Origin of the sequence: Pseudomonas sp. AM8 (assembly GCF_036346475.1) — a bacterium.
GTDB classification, from domain to species: domain Bacteria; phylum Pseudomonadota; class Gammaproteobacteria; order Pseudomonadales; family Pseudomonadaceae; genus Aquipseudomonas; species Aquipseudomonas marginalis.
In genome coordinates, this window is record NZ_JAOTNX010000006.1 from 315,898 (window position 1) to 335,840 (window position 19,943).

Annotated in this window: 21 protein-coding genes and 1 pseudogene; 4 read left to right on the top strand and 18 right to left on the bottom strand. The window is 60.3% G+C overall.

The window, feature by feature from the left end:
• Positions 1–3: 3 nt before the first annotated feature.
• From V3W40_RS17050 to exbB, 4 genes are all read right to left on the bottom strand, one after another.
• Entirely contained in the window at positions 4–924 is a 921-nt protein-coding gene (locus V3W40_RS17050; protein ID WP_015886540.1) for a hydrogen peroxide-inducible genes activator, read from the bottom strand.
• 142 nt (positions 925–1,066) lie between these two features.
• Entirely contained in the window at positions 1,067–1,816 is a 750-nt protein-coding gene (locus V3W40_RS17055) for a TonB family protein (RefSeq protein ID WP_027608280.1), read from the bottom strand.
• Positions 1,813–2,238 carry a TonB system transport protein ExbD gene (exbD, locus tag V3W40_RS17060; RefSeq protein WP_017526806.1) on the bottom strand — a complete coding sequence of 142 codons (426 nt, stop codon included), beginning with the start codon at positions 2,236–2,238 and terminating at the stop codon, positions 1,813–1,815. Before exbD ends, V3W40_RS17055 begins: the two co-directional genes overlap by 4 nt.
• A 6-nt stretch (positions 2,239–2,244) precedes the next feature.
• A complete protein-coding gene (exbB, locus tag V3W40_RS17065) occupies positions 2,245–3,216 on the bottom strand; it encodes a tonB-system energizer ExbB (RefSeq protein WP_330215384.1) in 972 nt (323 codons plus the stop codon).
• A gap of 189 nt (positions 3,217–3,405) precedes the next feature.
• Between exbB and V3W40_RS17070 the strand changes: the two genes are divergently transcribed.
• Positions 3,406–4,263 (top strand): SDR family oxidoreductase, encoded by an 858-nt coding sequence (locus tag V3W40_RS17070; protein WP_330215385.1) that lies wholly within the window; start codon positions 3,406–3,408, stop codon positions 4,261–4,263.
• Positions 4,264–4,297: 34 nt separating this feature from the next.
• Here the strand turns inward: V3W40_RS17070 and V3W40_RS17075 are convergent, their stop codons facing one another.
• The 7 genes from V3W40_RS17075 to V3W40_RS17105 all read right to left on the bottom strand — a co-directional run bounded on the left by V3W40_RS17075 (position 4,298) and on the right by V3W40_RS17105 (position 10,405).
• A complete protein-coding gene (locus V3W40_RS17075; protein WP_330215386.1) occupies positions 4,298–5,032 on the bottom strand; it encodes a hypothetical protein in 735 nt (244 codons plus the stop codon).
• 79 nt (positions 5,033–5,111) lie between these two features.
• Positions 5,112–5,852, bottom strand: coding sequence for a hypothetical protein (locus V3W40_RS17080; protein WP_330215387.1), 741 nt, complete (start codon positions 5,850–5,852; stop codon positions 5,112–5,114).
• 56 nt (positions 5,853–5,908) lie between these two features.
• On the bottom strand, positions 5,909–6,289 hold the full coding sequence (locus V3W40_RS17085; RefSeq protein WP_003176922.1) for a RidA family protein: 381 nt from the start codon (positions 6,287–6,289) through the stop codon (positions 5,909–5,911).
• Between the two features lie 24 nt (positions 6,290–6,313).
• Positions 6,314–8,419 (bottom strand): bifunctional GTP diphosphokinase/guanosine-3',5'-bis pyrophosphate 3'-pyrophosphohydrolase, encoded by a 2,106-nt coding sequence (spoT, locus tag V3W40_RS17090; protein WP_005792489.1) that lies wholly within the window; start codon positions 8,417–8,419, stop codon positions 6,314–6,316.
• A gap of 60 nt (positions 8,420–8,479) precedes the next feature.
• Positions 8,480–8,743 (bottom strand): DNA-directed RNA polymerase subunit omega, encoded by a 264-nt coding sequence (rpoZ, locus tag V3W40_RS17095; protein ID WP_017735757.1) that lies wholly within the window; start codon positions 8,741–8,743, stop codon positions 8,480–8,482.
• A 167-nt stretch (positions 8,744–8,910) separates the two neighbouring features.
• A complete protein-coding gene (gene gmk, locus V3W40_RS17100; protein WP_027608284.1) occupies positions 8,911–9,531 on the bottom strand; it encodes a guanylate kinase in 621 nt (206 codons plus the stop codon).
• Positions 9,532–9,541: 10 nt separating this feature from the next.
• Positions 9,542–10,405, bottom strand: coding sequence for a YicC/YloC family endoribonuclease (locus tag V3W40_RS17105; protein WP_065926714.1), 864 nt, complete (start codon positions 10,403–10,405; stop codon positions 9,542–9,544).
• Positions 10,406–10,609: 204 nt separating this feature from the next.
• Here V3W40_RS17105 and rph point away from each other — a divergent pair, with 204 nt between their 5' ends.
• Both rph and V3W40_RS17115 read left to right on the top strand, forming a co-directional pair.
• Positions 10,610–11,332 carry a ribonuclease PH gene (gene rph / locus V3W40_RS17110; RefSeq protein ID WP_027608286.1) on the top strand — a complete coding sequence of 241 codons (723 nt, stop codon included), beginning with the start codon at positions 10,610–10,612 and terminating at the stop codon, positions 11,330–11,332.
• Between the two features lie 22 nt (positions 11,333–11,354).
• Entirely contained in the window at positions 11,355–11,723 is a 369-nt protein-coding gene (locus V3W40_RS17115) for a DUF4870 domain-containing protein (RefSeq protein WP_027608287.1), read from the top strand.
• 58 nt (positions 11,724–11,781) lie between these two features.
• Here the strand turns inward: V3W40_RS17115 and V3W40_RS17120 are convergent, their stop codons facing one another.
• Positions 11,782–12,561, bottom strand: a complete 780-nt coding sequence (locus tag V3W40_RS17120; RefSeq protein ID WP_003195493.1) for an exodeoxyribonuclease III — start codon at positions 12,559–12,561, stop codon at positions 11,782–11,784.
• An 82-nt stretch (positions 12,562–12,643) separates the two neighbouring features.
• Between V3W40_RS17120 and pyrE the strand changes: the two genes are divergently transcribed.
• Positions 12,644–13,291: an orotate phosphoribosyltransferase gene (gene pyrE / locus V3W40_RS17125; RefSeq protein WP_027608288.1), complete on the top strand. Its 648-nt coding sequence runs from the start codon at positions 12,644–12,646 to the stop codon at positions 13,289–13,291.
• A gap of 72 nt (positions 13,292–13,363) precedes the next feature.
• Here pyrE and V3W40_RS17130 read toward each other — a convergent pair whose 3' ends face one another.
• The 6 genes and pseudogenes from V3W40_RS17130 to coaBC all read right to left on the bottom strand — a co-directional run bounded on the left by V3W40_RS17130 (position 13,364) and on the right by coaBC (position 19,803).
• A complete protein-coding gene (locus tag V3W40_RS17130) occupies positions 13,364–14,233 on the bottom strand; it encodes a hypothetical protein (RefSeq protein WP_330215388.1) in 870 nt (289 codons plus the stop codon).
• Complete coding sequence (locus V3W40_RS17135) at positions 14,221–15,279, bottom strand: type IV toxin-antitoxin system AbiEi family antitoxin (RefSeq protein WP_330215389.1); 1,059 nt, start codon at positions 15,277–15,279, stop codon at positions 14,221–14,223. Before V3W40_RS17135 ends, V3W40_RS17130 begins: the two co-directional genes overlap by 13 nt.
• A gap of 268 nt (positions 15,280–15,547) precedes the next feature.
• Complete coding sequence (gene argB, locus V3W40_RS17140) at positions 15,548–16,453, bottom strand: acetylglutamate kinase (protein ID WP_015886532.1); 906 nt, start codon at positions 16,451–16,453, stop codon at positions 15,548–15,550.
• Positions 16,454–16,471: 18 nt separating this feature from the next.
• Positions 16,472–17,878 (bottom strand): annotated as a pseudogene (locus V3W40_RS17145) (phosphomannomutase/phosphoglucomutase); the annotation flags it as partial.
• Positions 17,879–18,133: 255 nt separating this feature from the next.
• A complete protein-coding gene (dut, locus tag V3W40_RS17150) occupies positions 18,134–18,589 on the bottom strand; it encodes a dUTP diphosphatase (protein WP_065926712.1) in 456 nt (151 codons plus the stop codon).
• Between the two features lie 5 nt (positions 18,590–18,594).
• Positions 18,595–19,803 carry a bifunctional phosphopantothenoylcysteine decarboxylase/phosphopantothenate--cysteine ligase CoaBC gene (gene coaBC / locus V3W40_RS17155; protein WP_027608291.1) on the bottom strand — a complete coding sequence of 403 codons (1,209 nt, stop codon included), beginning with the start codon at positions 19,801–19,803 and terminating at the stop codon, positions 18,595–18,597.
• Positions 19,804–19,943 lie beyond the last annotated feature (140 nt).

Sequence of the window (19,943 nt, forward strand, 5' to 3'; positions counted from 1 at the left end):
TACTTAGCTCGCAGCAGGCGGCTTGGCCACCGAACACAGGCGGATCGAGTCGGCGAGGATCTCAATGGCTTTGGGCCGTGGGAAGCTGGCGCGCCAGGCAATCGCCACGGTACGGAACGGCACCGGTGGCGTGAGTGGGCGCACTTCGATCACGCCGGGGGCGTAGTGATGGCTGTCCACTGCCGACAGCGGCAGGATCGAGATGCCCAGGCCGGACGCGACCATATGCCGGATGGTTTCCAGGGAGCTGGATTCCACAGTGGTGTGCTTGGCGCCGTCGTTGCCTTTGGTCAGGGTCGGGCAGGCTTCCAGCACCTGGTCGCGGAAGCAGTGGCCTTCGCCGAGCAGCAGCAGGCTCTTGTCGTTGAGCAGGCCGGCGTCGATGGTGTCTTTTTGCGTCCACGGATGGGAGGCGGGCATCAGCACGTAGAACGGCTCGTCGTAGAGCGGCAGGGTCAACACATCCGCTTCGTTGAACGGCAGCGCGATGATGATCGCGTCCAGCTCGCCGTTGCGCAGTTTGTCGCGCAGCACGTGGGTAAAGTTTTCTTCGATATACAGCGGCATCTGCGGCGCGACGCGGTGCAGTTGCGGGATCAGGTGCGGGAACAGGTACGGGCCGACGGTATAGATGGCGCCGACTTTCAGCGGTGCGGTCAGCTGGTTCTTGCCGGCCTGGGCCAGTTCGCGAATGCTTTGCGCCTGTTCCAGCACCTTCTGGGCCTGGGCCACGATGCCTTCGCCCACCGGGGTGAGGCGCACGGCGCTTTTGCTGCGCTCGAAAATCAGCACACCGAGTTCGTCTTCAAGCTTCTTCACGCCCACCGACAGCGTCGGCTGGCTGACGTGGCAACGCTCGGCCGCGTGGCCAAAGTGTTGCTCTTGGGCGAGGGTGACGATGTAGCGTAATTCTGTAAGAGTCATAGCGGGCGTCCATGAGGTTGCGGGCCAAGCATACCGGCTGCAATCGATAGACGCACGTTATCAGAACTTTGCTGGGGATTGAGGGGGGAATGCGCGAGATTTTGCTGAGAGTGGCGAGGGGTGTCCCTCGCCACCATCATTTTCAGCGACGACGTTTCTCGATGTTGTACACGAACGGTGCAACGATCTCGATGCTGCCGCCCTTGAGCATGTCGGCCGGCGGCTTGGGCAGCGGCTGGGCACGACGGATCATGTCCAGGGTGGCGCGGTCCAGGTCGGCGTTGCCGGAACGGCCCACCAACTCGTAGGACAGCACGTTACCGTCGCCATCCACCACGAACTTCAGGCGGTTCAGGCCTTCCTTGCCACGGGCCTGGGCACCTGGCGGGTACTTCTTGTACTTCTGCAAGTGTGCCAGCAGCGTGCCTTCCCAGGATGCTTTGGCGGCGATCTGTTGCGGTGACGGGCCAGGTACGGGCTGGGCCGATTTTTCAGCCGGTGCCTTGGTGGGCGGAGCGTCGCTCGGCGGGTCCTCGGAGGGTTTCTCCTTGGGCGGCTCGATCTTTTTCTCCACCGGCTTGGGCGGCTGCGGTTTAGGTTTTGGCTTGACCGGCTTGGGCACCTGGATCGTTGGCTTGGGAGCCTCGGCCAGTTTCGGCAGGGGCAGCTCTTCCACCGGTGCAGGCGGTTGCGGCGGCGTTACCACTTTCGGCGGCGCCGGCGGCGGCGGTGCTGGCATCGGGGCCAGGTCGATGACCATGGCTGCCGGCGGCAACTGCACCGTGCGCGGCGCTGACCAGTGGAGCGCGATGGCAATCGCGACGGCATGCACGCCCAGCACGACGGCGAGGCTGGTGCCATAACGCGTCAGTTTGTGGCGCGTCGTGATCATTTCTTGGCTGCCGTCTCAAGTCCGACCAGGCCTACCTTGAGGTAGCCGGCTGCCCGCAGGGCATCCATCACGCTCATCAGGTCGCCGTAGTCCACGCCCTTGTCGGCCTGGAAGAAGATCGTCGTGTCCTTCTTGCCTTGGGTCTTGGCATCGAGCACCGGCCCCAGGGTTTCGGTCTTGACCTCTTCTTCGCCCAGGAACAGGCGTTGGTCCGCCTTGACGCTGAGGAAGATCGGTTTCTCCGGCCGCGGCGCAGGCTTGGCGCTGGAGGCGGGCAGGTCAACCTTGATGTCCACGGTGGCCAATGGAGCGGCCACCATGAAGATGATCAGCAGCACGAGCATCACGTCGATAAACGGCGTGACGTTGATTTCGTGGTTCTCGACGAGTTCGTCGTCGCCTTGATTCAAATGCAGGCCCATGGCCGATTACCCCACTTTCACCATGTGCGGTTGCGAGCTGCGCTCGGTAGGCAGGTGATCGAGGTCGCGGCTGACCAGCAGCAGGACTTCTGCCGACGCGTCCGATACCTGGGCCTTGTAGCCGGCAATCGAACGGGCGAAGACGTTGTAGATCACTACCGCAGGAATCGCGGCGACCAGGCCCAGGGCGGTTGCCAGCAGGGCTTCGGCGATGCCGGGGGCGACGACGGCGAGGTTGGTGGTCTGGGTTTTGGCGATGCCGATGAAGCTGTTCATGATGCCCCAGACGGTACCGAACAGGCCGACGAACGGCGCGGTGGAGCCGATGGTCGCGAGCACGCCGGTGCCGCTGCTCATGTTACGGCCGCAGGCTGCAACCAAGCGTTCCAGGCGGAACGCCACGCGCTCCTTGATGCCTTCTTTTTCACGGGTGTTGGCCGACAGGCGCATTTCTTCCAGTGCGTCGTGCACCAGGGTGTTGGCCAGGGTGCCTTTCTTGGTCGCGCTTTCGCTGGCTTCCTTGAGGGTGGTGGCCTTCTTCAGGTGGACGATTTCAGTGCGCAGACGGCGCTTGGCACCCAGCAGCTCGAAGCCTTTGGCGATCCAGATGGTCCAGGTAATGATCGACGCGATGGCCAGGCCGATCATCACGGCTTTCACCACCACGTCAGCATTCTGGTACATGCCCCATGGCGACAGGTCGTGGGCCATGCCCAGGGTGTTGTCTTCTTCCAGCACGACACCGGTTTCGTCGGCGGCGGCTGGGACTGCAGCCTGGGCCGGGTCGGTGGCCGCAGCGGGTGCGGTTGGAGCCGCAGCATTGTGCTCGGCGGCGGCCGGGGTAGCCGGGGCGGTGGCATCAGCGAATGCGGCGGTCGGCGCCAGCAGTACGCTGAACAGCATCGCAGCAATCGCACGCCAGGCGCGGGATGGGCTGTGAAGCGTGGTTGGCGAAGCGGGGGTTGTATTACGTGTCATGCTGGCCGGACCTGAGAGAAGAAAATGAGTGATCGTCCTTCCAGACCCAAAGGGGGCGAGGACAAATGGGCGGTTATTATTGCAAGTAATTCTTGTTAACAGAAGTAATACAGTAACTTTATTTGCCCTTTTTCTGGCCGCCGGTCTGCTGCGAGGGCTAATCTAGACCTTTAAGAACGGAGTTTTATGATGTCTGTGCCTTCTGTTGTGATTGCCGGATGTGGCGATGTGGGTAGTCGGCTGGCTAGCCAATTGCTGGCCTCGGAATGGGAGGTTCATGGCCTGCGGCGCGATATTTCGCGCCTGCCCGACGGGGTGATCGGCATTGCCGGCGACCTCTTCAACAAAGATTGCCCTGACACCTGGCCGATCGGCGGGGTGGATTACCTGGTGTACTGCGCCGCCGCCACCGACCACGATGAGGCCGGTTATCGCGCCGCTTACGTGCAAGGGTTGCAGCATGTGCTGGAGTGGCTGAAGGATTATGGCCAGGAGCCCAAGCACCTGCTGTTTGTATCCAGCAGCAGTGTGTACGGGCAGCAAAATGGCGAATGGGTCGACGAAACGTCCGAGACCCAGGCGAAAGGTTATTCCGGGCAGGTGATGCTGGAAGCCGAGCGCGTGGCGCTCAATAGCGGTATCCCGGCGAGCATCGTGCGCCTCACCGGCATCTATGGCCCGGGCCGTGAGTGGCTGCTGACCCAAGTGCGCCAAGGCTACCGTGTAGCCGTCGACCCGCCTCTCTATGGCAACCGGATTCACGCGGACGATGCGGCGGGCCTGCTCGCGTTTCTGCTGCGGCATGTAGAGCAGGGCGGTTCGCTGGATCAGGTTTACATCGGCGTCGACGATGCACCGGCGCCGCTGGCCGAGGTGGTGGCTTGGTTGCGAGACTATTTGGGCGTGACGGAATGGTCCGAGGATGCCAGTGTGCGGCGAGCGGGCAGCAAGCAGTGCAGCAATGCGCGTATCAAGGCGTTGGGCTGGGTGCCGACCTACCCGAGTTACCGCGAGGGGTATGCTGCGATCCTTGAAGGTAAGCGCTGAATGAGTGAGAAGTCCGAGTCGGGCTCCTTTTGGCTCACTGTTTTTCCAGCAACCACTGGCGCGGACCTGGCGTGAGATGAGGGATCTGGTCTGGTCGGGATAGGTTGATCGCTTGGAAAATCTCCAGCTGTCTACCGGAACGGACAAAAATCCATCCGTCCGAGGTCTCGTCGTTGCCCAGATAAAGGGTGTCATTACCGGCGCCTTGAGTGGCGCAATCGCCTCCCAGGCAAAGCTTGTATCGGTTGTGCCTTCCCAGCCCTGACACAGCGCCGTCGGTCGCGAACGTGACGAAGTTGCCTGTGCCTTGGCCTTCGAGGATTTTCCATCGGCCGGCCATATAGGCTGAATTCAATGCGAACCTGAAGGTTGTGCCCCATCTGGCGCCAGTAGTGGCTGGTTGGGCGGGGCGTTTGAACACCTGGCCTGGGCGTTGTGACTGGGGCTGCTGGATCAGTTGATTATTCGTCAACCGCAGTTCGTCGTAGCCGTGCCCGTCGTAGTCGACGGTCCATGTGCCCGGTGCTTTTGGCACCAATTGACCTTCGCCTGATTCGAAAGCGTTGCTCAACTGCGCCTTGCCGGCACGGGTGTCGATGTTCCACTCAAGATTCAAACCGTGCGCTTCAATGGCGCGCAACAGGGGCCGGCCTTGGGTCGCGGAGTCGATGGCGGCCTGGTTGATCCACAGTCCGTTGATGTCGACGGGTGGCGGCATCTGTTGGCAGCCGCTCAGCAGGATAAGGCTGAGGGCAACGGGCTTGTGCATAGAACAACCTGCCAATGGGTGAAAAAACAGGTGGCAGGCTAAAGAAAAAGGAGCCTGTGGGCCCCTTCGTTCTGTATCACTATTTTTCCAACAGCCACTGTCGCGGCCCGGGAGTGAACTGAGGCACTTCATCCGCTTGAGCGGTGTTGACCGCCTGGAAGATCTCCAACTGCTTGCCTTTGCGCATGAAGATCCACGGGTTGCCCACGCCGTTGAGCTGCAGCCACATGCTGTCGTAGCCGCCGCTCATGGAGGCACAGTCACCGGCCAGGCACAGATAGTACCGATCAACATTGGGCAAACCGGCGACCTTGCCGTCAGGCTGGAACTGGACAGTGGCACCGTTGCCGAAGCCGTCGGTGATCTTCCAGTCGCCGCCCATATAGGCTGCGTACAGGGCGCGTTCGAAGTTGGCACCCAGCGGCGCACCTTCCGGTGCAGGTTCCTTGGCGCGGGCAAAGAGCTGCTCGGGCTCGTTGTCGTTGGCCACTTGCAGCAGTTGCCTGCCTTTGCGCTTGAGTTCAGTGGCGGAGCTGCCGTAGAAGTCGACGCTCCAGGCGCCGGACTGTTCGCCGAGCAACTTGCCTTCGGCGACTTCAAAACCGTTGTAGTAACGTGCCTGCGAAGCCTTGGGGTTGACCTCCCATTCGAGGTTCGGGCCATAGCTTTGCAGCGCTTCACGCAAAGGGCCGCCCTTGGCTGCCGCATCGATGGCGACCTGGTTGATCCAGGTGCCGCTCACATCCTGGTTGGCAGGGTTGCTGGCGCAGCCGCCGAGCAACAGGGCGAGCAACGAAGAGGCTACAAGCGCTTTGCGCATCATGAAATCCTTTTAAAACGAAGTCGGCGCAGCCTGTGGAGGCTGCGCCGGGTGTTTTACTCGATGACCAGAATTGCGTCCATCTCAACCTGTGCGCCCTTTGGCAGGGCGGCAACACCAATGGCGGCGCGGGCTGGGTAAGGTTGTTCGAAGTACTTGCCCATGATCTCGTTGACCTTGGCGAAGTGGCTCAGGTCGGTGAGGAAGATGTTCAGCTTGACGATGTCCTTGAACGAGCCGCCGGCAGCTTCGGCCACGGACTTTAGGTTTTCGAAGACCTGTACGGTCTGGGCTTCGAAGCCTTCCACCAGTTCCATGGTCTTTGGGTCCAGCGGGATCTGGCCGGACATGTAGACGGTGTTGCCCGCCTTGATGGCCTGGGAGTAAGTACCGATGGCGGCTGGGGCCTTGTCGCTGGTGATAACGGTCTTGGTCATGAATGACTCCTTGTAATGGATGGGCTACGCACGCATGCGGGTGATGCGGATCACACCGGTCAAGGCGCGCAGTTTCTTGATCACGCGGGCCAGGTGCACGCGGTCATGCACGCTGACCACCAGCTGGACCACGCTGATGCGACCATCGCGCTCGTCCATGCTGATTTTCTCGATATTGCCGTCGGCCGCGTTGACGCTGCTGGCCAGCAGGGCGATCAGGCCGCGCTGGTGTTCCAGCTCCACGCGCAGTTCGACGTTGAATTCGCCGGTGACATCCTTGGCCCACGAGAGCTGGATGCATTTTTCCGGGTTGTGACGGATCTCGGTGATGTTGCGGCAGTTGTCGAGGTGAACAACCATGCCCTTGCCAGCCGACAGGTGGCCGACAATCGGGTCGCCAGGGATCGGCGTGCAGCATTTGGCGTAGCTGAGCACCAGGCCCTCTGTGCCGCGAATCGCCAGCGGGCCTTCGGGGCTTGGCAACTGTTCGCCTTCGCCCAGCAGGCGGCGTGCGACCACGTAGGCCATACGGTTGCCCAGGCCGATATCTTCCAGCAGGTCTTCGATGGTTTCCTGGCGGTACTCGTGGAGCATCGCTTGCACGCGCTCCTGCGCAATCTTGTCCAAGGCGCTGTCGAAGCCGTTGAGCACTTTGTTCAGCAGGCGTTCGCCCAGGCTGATGGACTCGGAGCGGCGCTGCAGTTTCAGCGCGTGGCGGATGTGTGTGCGGGCCTTGCCGGTGACCACGAAGTTGAGCCACGCCGGATTCGGGCGGGCTCCGGGTGCACTGACGATCTCGACCGTGGAGCCGCTTTGCAGCGGTTCGGACAGCGGCGCGAGACGGCGGTTGATCCGGCAGGCAATGCAGCTGTTGCCGACGTCGGTGTGCACCGCGTAGGCAAAGTCGACCGCAGTGGAGCCTTTGGGCAGCTCCATGATGCGGCCTTTGGGCGTGAATACGTAGACCTCGTCCGGGAACAGGTCGATCTTCACGCTTTCGATAAATTCCAGGGAGTTGCCGGCACGTTGCTGCATTTCCAGCACGCCCTTGACCCACTGGCGGGCGCGGGCATGGGTGCCTTTGGGCTGCTCGTCGCCGCTGGATTTGTACAGCCAATGGGCGGCGATGCCGTTGTTGGCCATCTCTTCCATTTCGCGGGTACGGATCTGGATCTCGATCGGCACCCCGTGCATACCGAACAGTGTGGTATGCAGCGATTGATAGCCGTTGGCCTTGGGAATGGCGATGTAGTCCTTGAAGCGCCCCGGCAGGGGTTTGTACAAATTATGTACAGCACCGAGGACGCGGTAGCAGGTATCGACCTTGTCCACGATGATGCGGAACGCGTACACGTCCATGATCTCGTTGAAGGCCCGGCGCTTGCCGCGCATCTTCTTGTAGATGCCATAGATGTGCTTCTGCCGGCCGCTGACCTCGCCCTCGATCTCGTCGATCGCCAGGCAATGGCTCAGGGATTCTTCGATCTTGTTGACGATTTCCTTGCGGTTGCCCCGGGCGCGCTTGACGGCCTGGTAGATGCGCGCCGAACGCATCGGGTGCATGGCCTTGAAGCCGAGGTCTTCGAACTCGATACGAATGGCGTGCATACCCAGCCGGTTGGCAATGGGCGCGTAGATTTCCAGGGTTTCCTTGGCGATGCGCCGGCGTTTTTCGCCGGACAGCACTTCCAGCGTGCGCATGTTGTGCAGCCGGTCGGCCAGCTTGACCAGGATCACCCGGATGTCCCGGGCCATGGCCATGGCCATTTTCTGGAAGTTTTCCGCCTGGGCTTCGGCCTTGGTCTCGAAGTTCATCTGGGTCAGTTTGCTGACCCCGTCGACCAGTTCGGCCACGGTTTCGCCAAATTGCGCACTGAGCGCTTCCTTGGCAATGCCGGTGTCTTCGATCACGTCATGCAGCATCGCGGCCATCAGGCTCTGATGGTCCATGTGCATGTCGGCCAGGATATTCGCCACCGCAAGAGGATGGGTGACGTACGCCTCACCGCTTCGGCGGCGTTGCCCGTCGTGGGCCTGTTCGGCGTAGAAATACGCTCGGCGGACCAGGTTGACCTGGTCGGGGCCGAGGTAGGCCGATAAGCGATCGGCGAGGGCGTCTATGCTCGGCAAAGTGTGAACTCCTGCCGAAGGCTGTGACCCCGCGCCGTGCTACGTCGACCAGGCATAGGCTTAGACGGCCTCGTTGGACTCGTCCTCGAACGCTGCAAACAACGGTTCGTCTTCAACGATTTCAGCGTTGGCGATGAACTCGTAGCTCATCAGGCCTTCAGCGATTTCACGCAGGGCTACAACGGTAGGCTTGTCGTTTTCCCACTGGACCAGGGGCTCTTTGCCGCCAGTGGCCAGTTGACGGGCACGCTTGGTAGAGAGCATGACCAGCTCAAAGCGGTTTGCCACGTGGTCTAGGCAGTCTTCAACGGTTACGCGGGCCATGATATTCCTCGGAGCGAATGCAAGATGCGCGCTGCCCGGTTGGGCGAGCGGACTGAGCAGTTTAAAAAATCACCAGCGTTTAGGGAAGCGCTGATTTTTCGCAGGCTCTCGCAAAACCGCTGCAAGCGCCAATGTAAAGCCCTTGCAGCGGTTTTGGGAAGGGCCAATCAGCCGAGCAGTTCGGCGAGTAATTTGCCGAAACGCTGCTGTTGACGCTTTTGCTGGAGCTGATTGGCGCGGAAAATCGCCTTCAGGTCATCCAGCGCGTGGGAAAAATCGTCGTTAATGATCAGGTAGTCGTAGTCGACATAGTGGCTCATTTCGCTGACAGCTTCCCGCATGCGGCCTTCGATGATCTCGTCGCTGTCCTGGCCACGGTTGGTCAGGCGCTGGTGCAAGGCTTCGAGCGACGGCGGCAGGATAAAGATCGAGCGTGCCTTGGGCATCAGCTGGCGCACTTGCTCGGCGCCCTGCCAGTCGATTTCCAGGATCAGGTCGTGGCCTTCGTCCAGGGTCTGCTGCAGGTGGCTCTGCGAGGTGCCGTAGAGGTTGCCGAACACCTCGGCGCGCTCGAGGAAGTCGCCATGCTCGATCATCTTGACGAACTCGGTGCGCTCGACGAAGTGATAGTGCACGCCGTTCACCTCGCCCGGACGCATGGCGCGGGTGGTGTGGGAGATCGAGATGCGAATCTGCTCGTCAGCGTCGGTCAGGGCCTTGACCAGGCTGCTCTTGCCCGCGCCCGAAGGGGCGGAAATGATGTACAGGGTGCCGGTGCTATGGGTCATGGAGGTTGCCTTACTCAATATTCTGTACTTGTTCGCGCATCTGCTCGATCAACACCTTGAGGTTGACCGCCGCCGTGGTGCTGCGCGGATCGAAAGCCTTGGAGCCCAGTGTATTGGCTTCGCGGTTGAGTTCCTGCATCAGGAAGTCCAGGCGCCGACCAGCGGCGCCGCCGGACTTGAGCACGCGGCGCACTTCGAGGATGTGGGTGCTCAGGCGATCCAGTTCTTCGGCGACATCGCTCTTCTGCGCGAGCAGCACCATTTCCTGCTCCAGGCGCACGGGGTCGAGGTCGGCCTTCATGTCGGTGAAGCGGTCGAGGACCTTCTGGCGTTGGGTGGCGAGCATCTGCGGTACCAGCTCGCGCAAGGTGACCACGTCTGCTTCGATCGACGTCAGGCGCTCGTTGATCAGTCGGGCCAGTTCGGCGCCTTCACGCTCGCGGCCAGCCTTGAGTTCCTTCAATCCCTGGGTGAACAGGGCGAGGGCTTCGGCGTTGAGGGCTTGCGGATCGGAGGCGTCGGCCACCAGCACACCGGGCCAGGCCAGTACTTCCAGAGGGTTCAGCGCGGCGGGCTGCTTGATCAGGCCGGCGACGGTTTCGGCCGCGGCGACCAGTTGCGCAGCGCGCTCGCGGTCTACCTGCAGCGGCTTGCCGGTGGTTTCTTCGGTAAAGCGCAGGGTGCATTCCAGCTTGCCGCGGGAGATGCCCTGGCGCAGTGCCTCACGCACGGCGCCTTCGAGGTCGCGGAAGGATTCCGGCAGGCGCAGGTGCGGCTCCAGGTAGCGGCTGTTGACCGAGCGCAGTTCCCAGCTCAGGGTGCCTTGGGCGCCGGCTTTTTCGACGCGGGCAAAGGCGGTCATGCTGTGCACCATGGAGGTACCTCGCGATGCAGTCCCGCGAAAGCGGGCTGATGGGTAAATTGAAGCCGACAGGCTGCGAAGGCGCGGGATTGTAGCGCAGTGGGGCGGGCGCGCCCAAACCCTGGGCATTCGTAAGCAGATTTTTAGCAGTGCCCCGAATCGGCTCGCGGCTCTATAATGCTCGGCAGTTTTTCGTCCTCAGTACAGGTATCCCCTATGAAACGTCCAAGTGGTCGCGTTGCCGATCAGCTCCGCTCGATCCGCATCACCCGCAACTACACCAAACACGCCGAGGGATCCGTACTGGTCGAGTTTGGCGATACCAAGGTTATCTGCACCGTCAGCGTTGAAAATGGCGTGCCGCGCTTCCTCAAGGGCCAGGGCCAGGGTTGGCTGACCGCCGAATATGGCATGCTGCCACGCGCCACCGGCGAGCGTAACCAGCGTGAAGCCAGCCGTGGCAAGCAAGGCGGCCGTACCCTGGAAATCCAGCGCCTGATCGGGCGCTCCCTGCGCGCGGCCCTGGATATGACCAAGCTGGGCGACGTGACTCTCTACGTCGACTGCGACGTGATCCAGGCCGATGGCGGTACGCGCACCGCCTCCATCACCGGCGCCATGGTGGCGCTGGTCGACGCGCTTAAAGTCATCAAGAAGCGCGGCGGCCTGAAAGGCGGCGACCCACTGAAGCAGATGATCGCCGCCGTATCGGTGGGCATGTACCAGGGCGAGCCGGTGCTGGACCTGGATTACCTGGAAGACTCGGCTGCCGAGACCGATCTGAACGTAGTGATGACCAGCACCGGTGGTTTCATCGAAGTGCAGGGCACCGCCGAAGGTGCGCCATTCCAGCCGGCCGAGCTGAACGCCATGCTGGCCCTGGCCCAGAAAGGCATGACTGAGATCTTCGAACTGCAGAACGCCGCACTGGCTGACTGAGTACGCCTCAAGGAGAAGCGCCATGAATGACAGCCAAATGCCGGTGCCTACGCCTTCCTACGAGGTGCGTCAGGGGGCAATGTTGTGCCATCTTGCTGCGTTCCTGGGGTTTGTATTCCCCTTCGGCAGCGTCGTGGGGCCGCTGATCCTGTGGCAGATGAAAAAAGAAGTGGATCCGTTCATTGACGACCAGGGCAAGGAGGCACTGAATTTCCAGATCACCGTAGCCATCGCCTGGATCATTTGCATCGTGCTGGCCTTCGCGGTCATTGGGTTTTTCCTGATGACGGCCTTGGTCATCGCAAGCGTGGTGCTGACGATCATCGGCGCAATCAAAGCCAACAAAGGGATCGCCTATCGCTATCCCTTGACCTGGCGCCTGGTCAAATAATCGACACCCACAAAAAAACCGACAGCGATGTCGGTTTTTTTGTGCCTGGATAAAGACCCTAGATGGTCAGTGTCCAGTCGTAGTCCACGATCAGCGGCGCGTGCTGCGAGAAGCGCGGCTGGCGCGGCAGGCGTGCACTGCGAACGAACCGGCGCAGACCCGGGGTCAGCAACTGGTAGTCGAAGCGCCAGCCCAGGTTGAGCATCTCAGCCTGTTCATTGTCTGGCCACCAGCTGTACTGGTCACCTTCGCGGCTGACTTCGCGCAGCGCATCCACATAGCCCATGTTGCCGACAATCTCGTCCATCCAGGCCCGTTCCGGCGCCAGGAAGCCCGGGGATTGCTGGCTGTCACGCCAGTTCTTGATATCCAGCTTCTGTTGCGCCACGTACAGCGAGCCACAGTAAATGTACTCGCGACGTTTGCGTCGCTGTTTATCCAGGTAACGGGCGAAATCGTCCATTAGCTTGAACTTCTGGTTCAAGTCTTCATCGCCGTTCTGCCCCGAAGGAAGCAGCAAGGTCGCGATGCTGACCTTGTCGAAATCGGCTTGCAGGTAGCGCCCGTAGCGGTCGGCTGTCTCGAAGCCGAGGCCGCTGATGACCGCCTTGGGTTGCAACCGCGAGTACAAAGCCACGCCACCTTGGGTGGGCACTTCGGCATCGCAGGCATAAAGGAAGTAGCCATCCAGTTGGAAGGCTGGGTCGTCCAGTTCAAAGGCGGAGGCGCGGGTGTCCTGCAGGCAGATGACGTCGGCATTCTGAGCTTGCAGCCAACTGAGCAAACCACGCTCGACTGCAGCCTGAATACCATTAACGTTCACACTGATGATCCGCATAAATGGCCCCAAAAATCGCGTGCGTGTATGATACACGCCGTCTACCTAATTAGCTAAATCCGTGGTATCTGAGGCTTTTTTCATGCAGGCGTATCAACGCGATTTCATTCGTTTTGCCATCGATCGCGGGGTTTTGCGCTTCGGTGAGTTCACCCTCAAGTCCGGGCGCACCAGCCCGTATTTCTTCAATGCAGGCTTGTTCAACTCGGGCTCGGCCCTGGCTCAGTTGGGGCGTTTCTACGCGGCAGCCATCGTTGAAAGCGGTATTTCCTTCGACGTGCTGTTTGGCCCGGCCTACAAGGGCATCCCCCTGGCCGCTGCAACAGCCGTGGCCCTGGCGGAACATCATGGGCGCGATCTGCCATGGTGCTTCAACCGCAAGGAAGCCAAGGCCCATGGCGAAGGCGGCAGCCTGGTGGGCGCGCCGCTTACCGGCGATGTATTGATCATCGATGACGTGATCACGGCCGGTACGGCTATCCGTGAAGTGATGCAGATCATCGCTTCCCAGGACGGCGCCAAGGCCGCCGGTGTGCTGATCGCGCTGAACCGCCAGGAGCGTGGCAACGGTGAGTTGTCGGCGATCCAGGAAGTGGAGCGTGATTTCGGCATTCCAGTGGTCAGCATCGTGTCGTTGAACCAGGTGCTGCAGTTCCTGGAAGACGACCCGCAGCTCAAGCAGCACTTGCCGGCAGTTAAGGCGTATCGCGAGCAGTTCGGCGTTCAGTAATCGCCACAATAAAAAGGCCCCGTTCCATTCAATTGATCGGGGCCTTTTTTCGGCTCGGGTTTCGGGGTGTTGCTACTCCCGCAGTCTCGAGGCGCGCAATAAAGCGTCAACCTGCCCGAAAGCGTCTTGTTGCCATTGCTCCGGTGTGCGATCTCCGAGTATTTGGCTGTCTTCGACGAATCGCCTTACGGCAGTTGGGCCATAGCCTTCGGCGATATCAAACTTTTCGCCGATGAACTGAAATCCCTGTTCTCCACTCCCGGTTCCCAGTACTGATCGACATTCTCCTGCAAGCGCTTGGATGCCACCGGGGAAATTACGGACGCAGTAGTAGATGTCATATGCGTCCTTCTGTTTGTGCCTTCCGTTCAGGGCGTATCCCTTCATCGCCAGCAGGGCGGGGATCGAGCACACCGCGACCTCGACACGATTTTTGCCACCCGTAGGCATGGAGCCTTCAATGGCAACCATTTGATAGAAGCGCATCGCCAAGTCGGCACCATCAGCGCGTTGAACTGCAAAGTCGTTGAGAATGGGAGGTTTGTTCTGGATGATTTCGGCGTCGCGCGGCATCAAGAAGTCCACGATCACATCTATCGCCGATCCACCGTCTTGCACGGGAACCTGGCGAACGAGCTGGAATCGCCGCAGTTCTCCTCTTTGTTCATACCCATTACCCATCAGTGCTTCAATCAACGTCGCGTATTCGCCATCACCGAGAGCCTCTGCGTCCAAGCTCAAATCGACATCGAGGGTTCCAACGTGCTGCATATCGTCGTTCGCCAGCAGGAGCCAAGGCACCGCTCCACCGATCACTGCAAACTTGCCTTTGAAGGAACCAAGGATCTGACCGATCTCGACTAATACCGCCTTCACGGCAGCTGTCGTTCTGTCGTCATAATCTGAGGCCGATTGAGGTTCTTGAGGGATTAACGAGACCATGTCAGTTTTTCCTGCCGTAGATATTCGGCGGCTTCCTTTCCGCGCTCTCCCGCAACCGATAGATCCAAATATGTCTGAACTGGGCTGGTGCACAGGGCGCCCGGTGCGGGTTCAACGGTGTCCAGTAGGAGTCCTTCGTCGTTGGGTAAAGTGATGACAACGTTCTCTCCCTTTGATGCAGGAACCAACTGTAGTGCTTTAACCAGTCTCTCTAGCCCTTCAATGTCGGCATAAAAGTAATTCGTGCTGATGCGAGCATAGGGTGCGAGCCATTGAGCGGCAGAAAAGGAGGAAAAAAGTGCGTGTCCGTCGCTCCTTTCTCCAATAGCGATGCGCGCGGCATTTTCCAATGCGCTGCCATGTAAGGTGGTATAGAAGCCCTTACGCTCTCCTGATGGAGGCTCGTATGCTTCGGTCCATGCATCCAGGAGCGCTTGAGGATCGGATAGACATACGCCGTCGTTTGTCGCTCTTGCCCATTCTCGATTCAGTAGTGCTGTGCGGACATTACTGACCTGTCCCAGGCTCACCCCGGCGGCTTCGCACAGTTCTACCACCCGCCAGGCTCGGCCCGGATCCCGAAGCATCGTGCGTATGATCTGCGCTGATTTCGGTTTGAAGAAAGACTTAAGCTCCCTGTGCTCCGAGAGCGGCTTGTCAGCTACTTGGTGATCAATGAATACACCATCGAACGAGATCCAGGCATTACCTTCCAGGTCCAGATATCCCACACCCTTTTCCCGACACAGTTGTCTTGCTACGGGTGAAAGATAGGGGGCTACCACAATAGGCGTCGCCTCTGGCCTTTGCTCGCTCACATAGTCGCGAAGCTGAAGTATGGCCGCGTTTATGAATCGGGGCTGGCCGTTTGCTTTTACCTCGCATACCAGGGGGCGTGATTTGCCCGATGCGTTAATCTCGATAATGAAGTCGGGAGTCCAGCCTTTGGAAGGAGGCATAGTTTTGAGGCTTTTAATCTCGAGAATCGGTACCTTGCTCAGGAGGCTTCGCAGCGCGTCTCTGGAGTGAATTTCGAGTTCTTTCATTAATTTAGCCCTTTTCAGCGAATGTTGAAAATAGCTATTACGGTGAAAAAAGTCGAGGCATTTCACCCTTTGTGATGTTTTCAGTGAGTGTTGAAATACCCATTAATACTGAAAGACTTCAGCGGCGTTTTCGTGATCATCGTTGTAGGCTGTGTTTCCATTGTGCATAAAAAACCGCAGATTCTACTTTGCCTGACGAATATTCCGTACATGGGTACGTATTGTCGTAGGCGCCGTAAGAAACTGCGGTTTTTTGGTGCTTTGTAAATCAGGGACGCTTGCGGTTACTGATCAGCGTGCCCACACCCGTATCGGTGAAGATTTCCAGCAGGATTGCATTCGGTACACGACCATCCAGGATCAGCGAGCTGCCGACGCCGCCTTGCACCGCTTCCAGCGCGCAACGGATCTTCGGCAGCATGCCGCCGTAGATGGTGCCGTCGGCGATCAGTTCGTCCACTTGTTGAGTGGTCAAACCGGTCAGCACCTTGCCTTCCTTGTCCATCAGGCCGGCAATGTTGGTCAGCAGCATCAGCTTTTCAGCCTTCAATGCTTCGGCCACCTTGCCCGCCACCAGGTCGGCGTTGATGTTGTAGGACTCACCGTTGGCACCCACGCCGATCGGCGCGATCACCGGGATGAAGTCGCCCTTGACCAGCAGGTTCAGCAGGTCGGTGTTGATGCCGATCACTTCGCCTACCTGGCCGATATCGATGATTTCCGGCTGGGTCATTTCCGGCGTCTGACGGGTAACGGTCAGTTTTTTCGCGCGGATCAGCTCGGCGTCCTTGCCGGTCAGGCCAATGGCGCTGCCGCCGTGGCGGTTGATCAGGTTGACGATGTCTTTGTTCACCTGGCCGCCGAGGACCATCTCCACCACGTCCATGGTCTGCGCGTCAGTGACGCGCATGCCATCGATGAAGTGACTCTCGATCGACAAGCGCTTGAGCAGGTCGCCGATCTGCGGGCCGCCGCCGTGGACCACCACGGGGTTGATTCCCACGGCTTTCATCAACACGATGTCGCGGGCAAAGCCGGTTTTCAGCTCGTCGCTTTCCATGGCATTGCCGCCGTACTTGATCACCAGCGTCTTGCCGACGTAGCGTCGAATATAAGGCAACGCTTCGGACAGGACCTTGGCGGTGTTGGCAGCGGCTTCGCGTTCGAGGGTCATTCAGGGCTCCGGTAAAAATCAGAACGGTAATTGGAGATCAGGGGCAACACGTTTCAACTGGGCGTGGAAAACGTCCTTGATGCGCTGCAACTCAGCCTCGGTATCCGCCTCGAAACGCAGCACCAGCACCGGTGTGGTGTTGGACGCGCGAACCAGGCCCCAGCCCTTGGCGTAATCGACTCGCACACCATCAATGGTGGTCAGGTGGGCGCCTTCACCCCATTGCGCATCGTGCAGTGCGTCAATGATGCTGAATTTGCTCTCCTCGGTCACATGGATATTGATCTCTGGCGTAGAAATATCATTCGGGAAGGTCTGAAACAGCGAATCGCAGGTGGATTTTTCCTTGCTGAGGATCTCCAGCAGACGGGCGGCGCTGTAAATGCCGTCGTCAAACCCGAACCAGCGCTCCTTGAAGAACACGTGGCCGCTCATTTCGCCGGCCAACAGCGCGCCGGTTTCCTTCATTTTCTTTTTGATCAACGAGTGACCGGTCTTCCACATTAGCGGACGGCCACCATATTCCTTGATCAGCGGGGTGAGGCGGCGGGTGCACTTCACGTCGAAAATGATCTCGGCACCCGGGTTGCGCGCCACCACATCGCGGGCGAACAGCATCAGCAGGCGGTCCGGGAATACGATCTCGCCGGTTTCGGTCACTACGCCTACACGGTCGCCGTCGCCGTCAAAGGCCAGGCCGACGTCAGCACCGGTTTCCTTGACCTTGGCGATCAGGTCCACCAGGTTTTCCGGTTTGCCTGGGTCCGGGTGGTGGTTGGGGAAGTTGCCATCGACTTCGCAGAACAGCGGGATCACTTCGCAGTTCAAGGCTTCGAGCAGCTGCGGGGCGATCACGCCGGCCGCGCCGTTGCCGCAGTCCACCACCACTTTGAGGCGGCGTGCGAGTTTGACGTCGCCGGTGATTTCATCAGAGTAGCGCTGCAGGATGTCAACTTTGGTGATGCTGCCTTTGCCGCTGGTCAGGTCGTTGGTCTTCAGGCGGGTGTGCAGGGCCTGGATCTGTTCGTTGGCCAGGGTGTCGCCGGCGATGACGATCTTGAAGCCGTTGTAGTCCGACGGGTTATGGCTGCCGGTCAGCATTACCCCGGATTTGCCGGCCAGTACATTGGCGGCGTAGTACAGCGCGGGAGTGGGCACCAGGCCCACATCGCTGACATGGCAGCCGCTGTCGGCCAAGCCCTGGATCAGTTGTTCCACCAGTTCCGGACCGGACAGGCGACCGTCACGACCGACCGAGACGTTCGGCTCGTCCTGGGCCAGGCTCTGGGAACCAATGGCGCGGCCAATCCAGTAGGCGGTTTCGGCGGTCAGGGTCTTGGGGACTACGCCACGAATGTCATAGGCGCGAAAGATGCTGTCGGGGAATGTCGGGGCTACTCGGGCTGCGGTACTCATCGCGGGGGAAACTCCATCTCAAGGGGGGCAAGGCTGGCCTTAATGTGGCTGACCGGCAGGCTCAAACTGAAGGGTATGACGGTGTTTTCGGCAGAGAGTTCGTGGTGCAAAAGTGCCATCGGAGCTTGGCCCCTGTCTTTATTCCTGCGTAATGCATTGATTTCAAATGGGAAATCTCGCTGATAAAGTCCGCGCATTCTTCATCCTGAAAAGCCTTGCGGGGGCATCGAGCCGGGCAAAAGCGCCCGGCCAGGTTCAGCGTAGTCAGTGACTGCCGGAATGCCCAAAACCGCCTGCGCCGCGTTGGGTTTCGTCGAAATCCTGCACCAGTTCGAAGCGCGCCTGCACCACCGGCACCAATACAAGCTGGGCAATGCGCTCGCCGACAACGATGTTGAACGCCGTCTGGCCACGATTCCAGCACGACACCATCAACTCGCCTTGGTAGTCCGAGTCGATCAGGCCTACCAGGTTACCCAGCACGATGCCGTGTTTGTGGCCCAGGCCGGAGCGCGGCAGGATCAGCGCCGCCAGGCCCGGGTCGCCGACATAGATCGACAGGCCGGTGGGAATCAGGACGGTCTGGCCCGGTTCAAGGACGGTGTCTTGCTTGAGCATGGCGCGCAGGTCCAGGCCGGCGGAACCTGGGGTGGCGTAGGCCGGCAGCGGGAATTCGGTGCCGATGCGGGGGTCGAGGATCTTGGCTTGCAAAGCGTGCATGGAAATTAAACCTGGTTCAGCCGTTGGGCGATAAAAGAGATCAGTTGGCGGGCAATCTTGCCTTTGCTGGTCTGGGCGAAAAGAGTGGCGTGCAGCTCGCGGTCGATTACGCTGCAGGCGTTTTCCTCGCTGTTGAAGCCGATGCTCGGGTTGGCGACATCATTGGCAACGATCAGGTCGAGGTTTTTGTCTTTCAGTTTGCGTGCGGCGTAGTCCAGCAGGTGCTCGGTCTCGGCGGCAAAGCCGACACTGAACGGGCGGTCCGGACGCGTGGCGATTGTGGCCAGGATGTCCGGGTTGCGCACCATTTGCAGGAGCAGCCCGTCACCGCTCGTAGGGTCTTTCTTGAGCTTTTGCGGGGCGACGACTTCAGGGCGGTAGTCTGCAACCGCTGCCGAAGCGATAAACAGGTCACAGGGAATGGCGGCCTCACAGGCGGCCAGCATGTCCCGGGCGCTGACTACGTCGATTCGCGTGACGCGATCGGGGGTCGGCAAGTGCACCGGACCGGTGATCAGGGTAACGCGTGCGCCTGCCTCGACCGCGGCTTCCGCCAAGGCAAAGCCCATTTTTCCTGAGCTATGGTTGGTGATGTAGCGTACCGGGTCGATGTTTTCCTGGGTCGGGCCGGCCGTAATCAGCACGTGCCGGCCGGTCAGGGCCAGGTGCTGGAAGCATTCGGCGGCGCACAATGCCAGGTCGGTGGCTTCGAGCATGCGGCCCATGCCGACATCGCCGCAGGCCTGGCTGCCGGAGGCCGGGCCGAACACCTTGAGGCCACGACTTTGCAGGAGCTGGGTGTTGGCCTGGGTCGCCGGGTCGCGCCACATGGCCTGATTCATGGCCGGGGCGATGGCGACGGTGGCGTCGGTGGCCAGTACCAGGGTGGTCAGCAGGTCATCGGCAATGCCTTGCGCCAGGCGCGCGATCAGGTCGGCGGTGGCTGGGGCGATCAGTACCAGGTCGGCCCACTTGGCAAGTTCGATATGACCCATGGCGGCTTCGGCTGCCGGGTCCAGCAGGTCCAGGTGAACCGGGTGTCCGGACAAGGCCTGCATGGTCAGCGGAGTAATGAACTCACTGCCGCCGCGGGTCATGACCACGCGCACTTCAGCACCCTGGTCGAGAAGCCTGCGGACCAGCTCTGCGCTCTTGTAGGCGGCAATGCCGCCGCCGACGCCGAGAACGATGCGTTTCCGATACAGACGCTGCATTGGTTTGCCTTTCCAGTTCAGTGAAGCCAGTTCAGTGACGCCTGCGATGCCCCCTCCCCAGGTGAAATCGCACGCAAAAAAGAGGGCCTACGATAACACAGCGCCCGCCCCGCAACAGCGGCGCACATGCACAGGGAGGT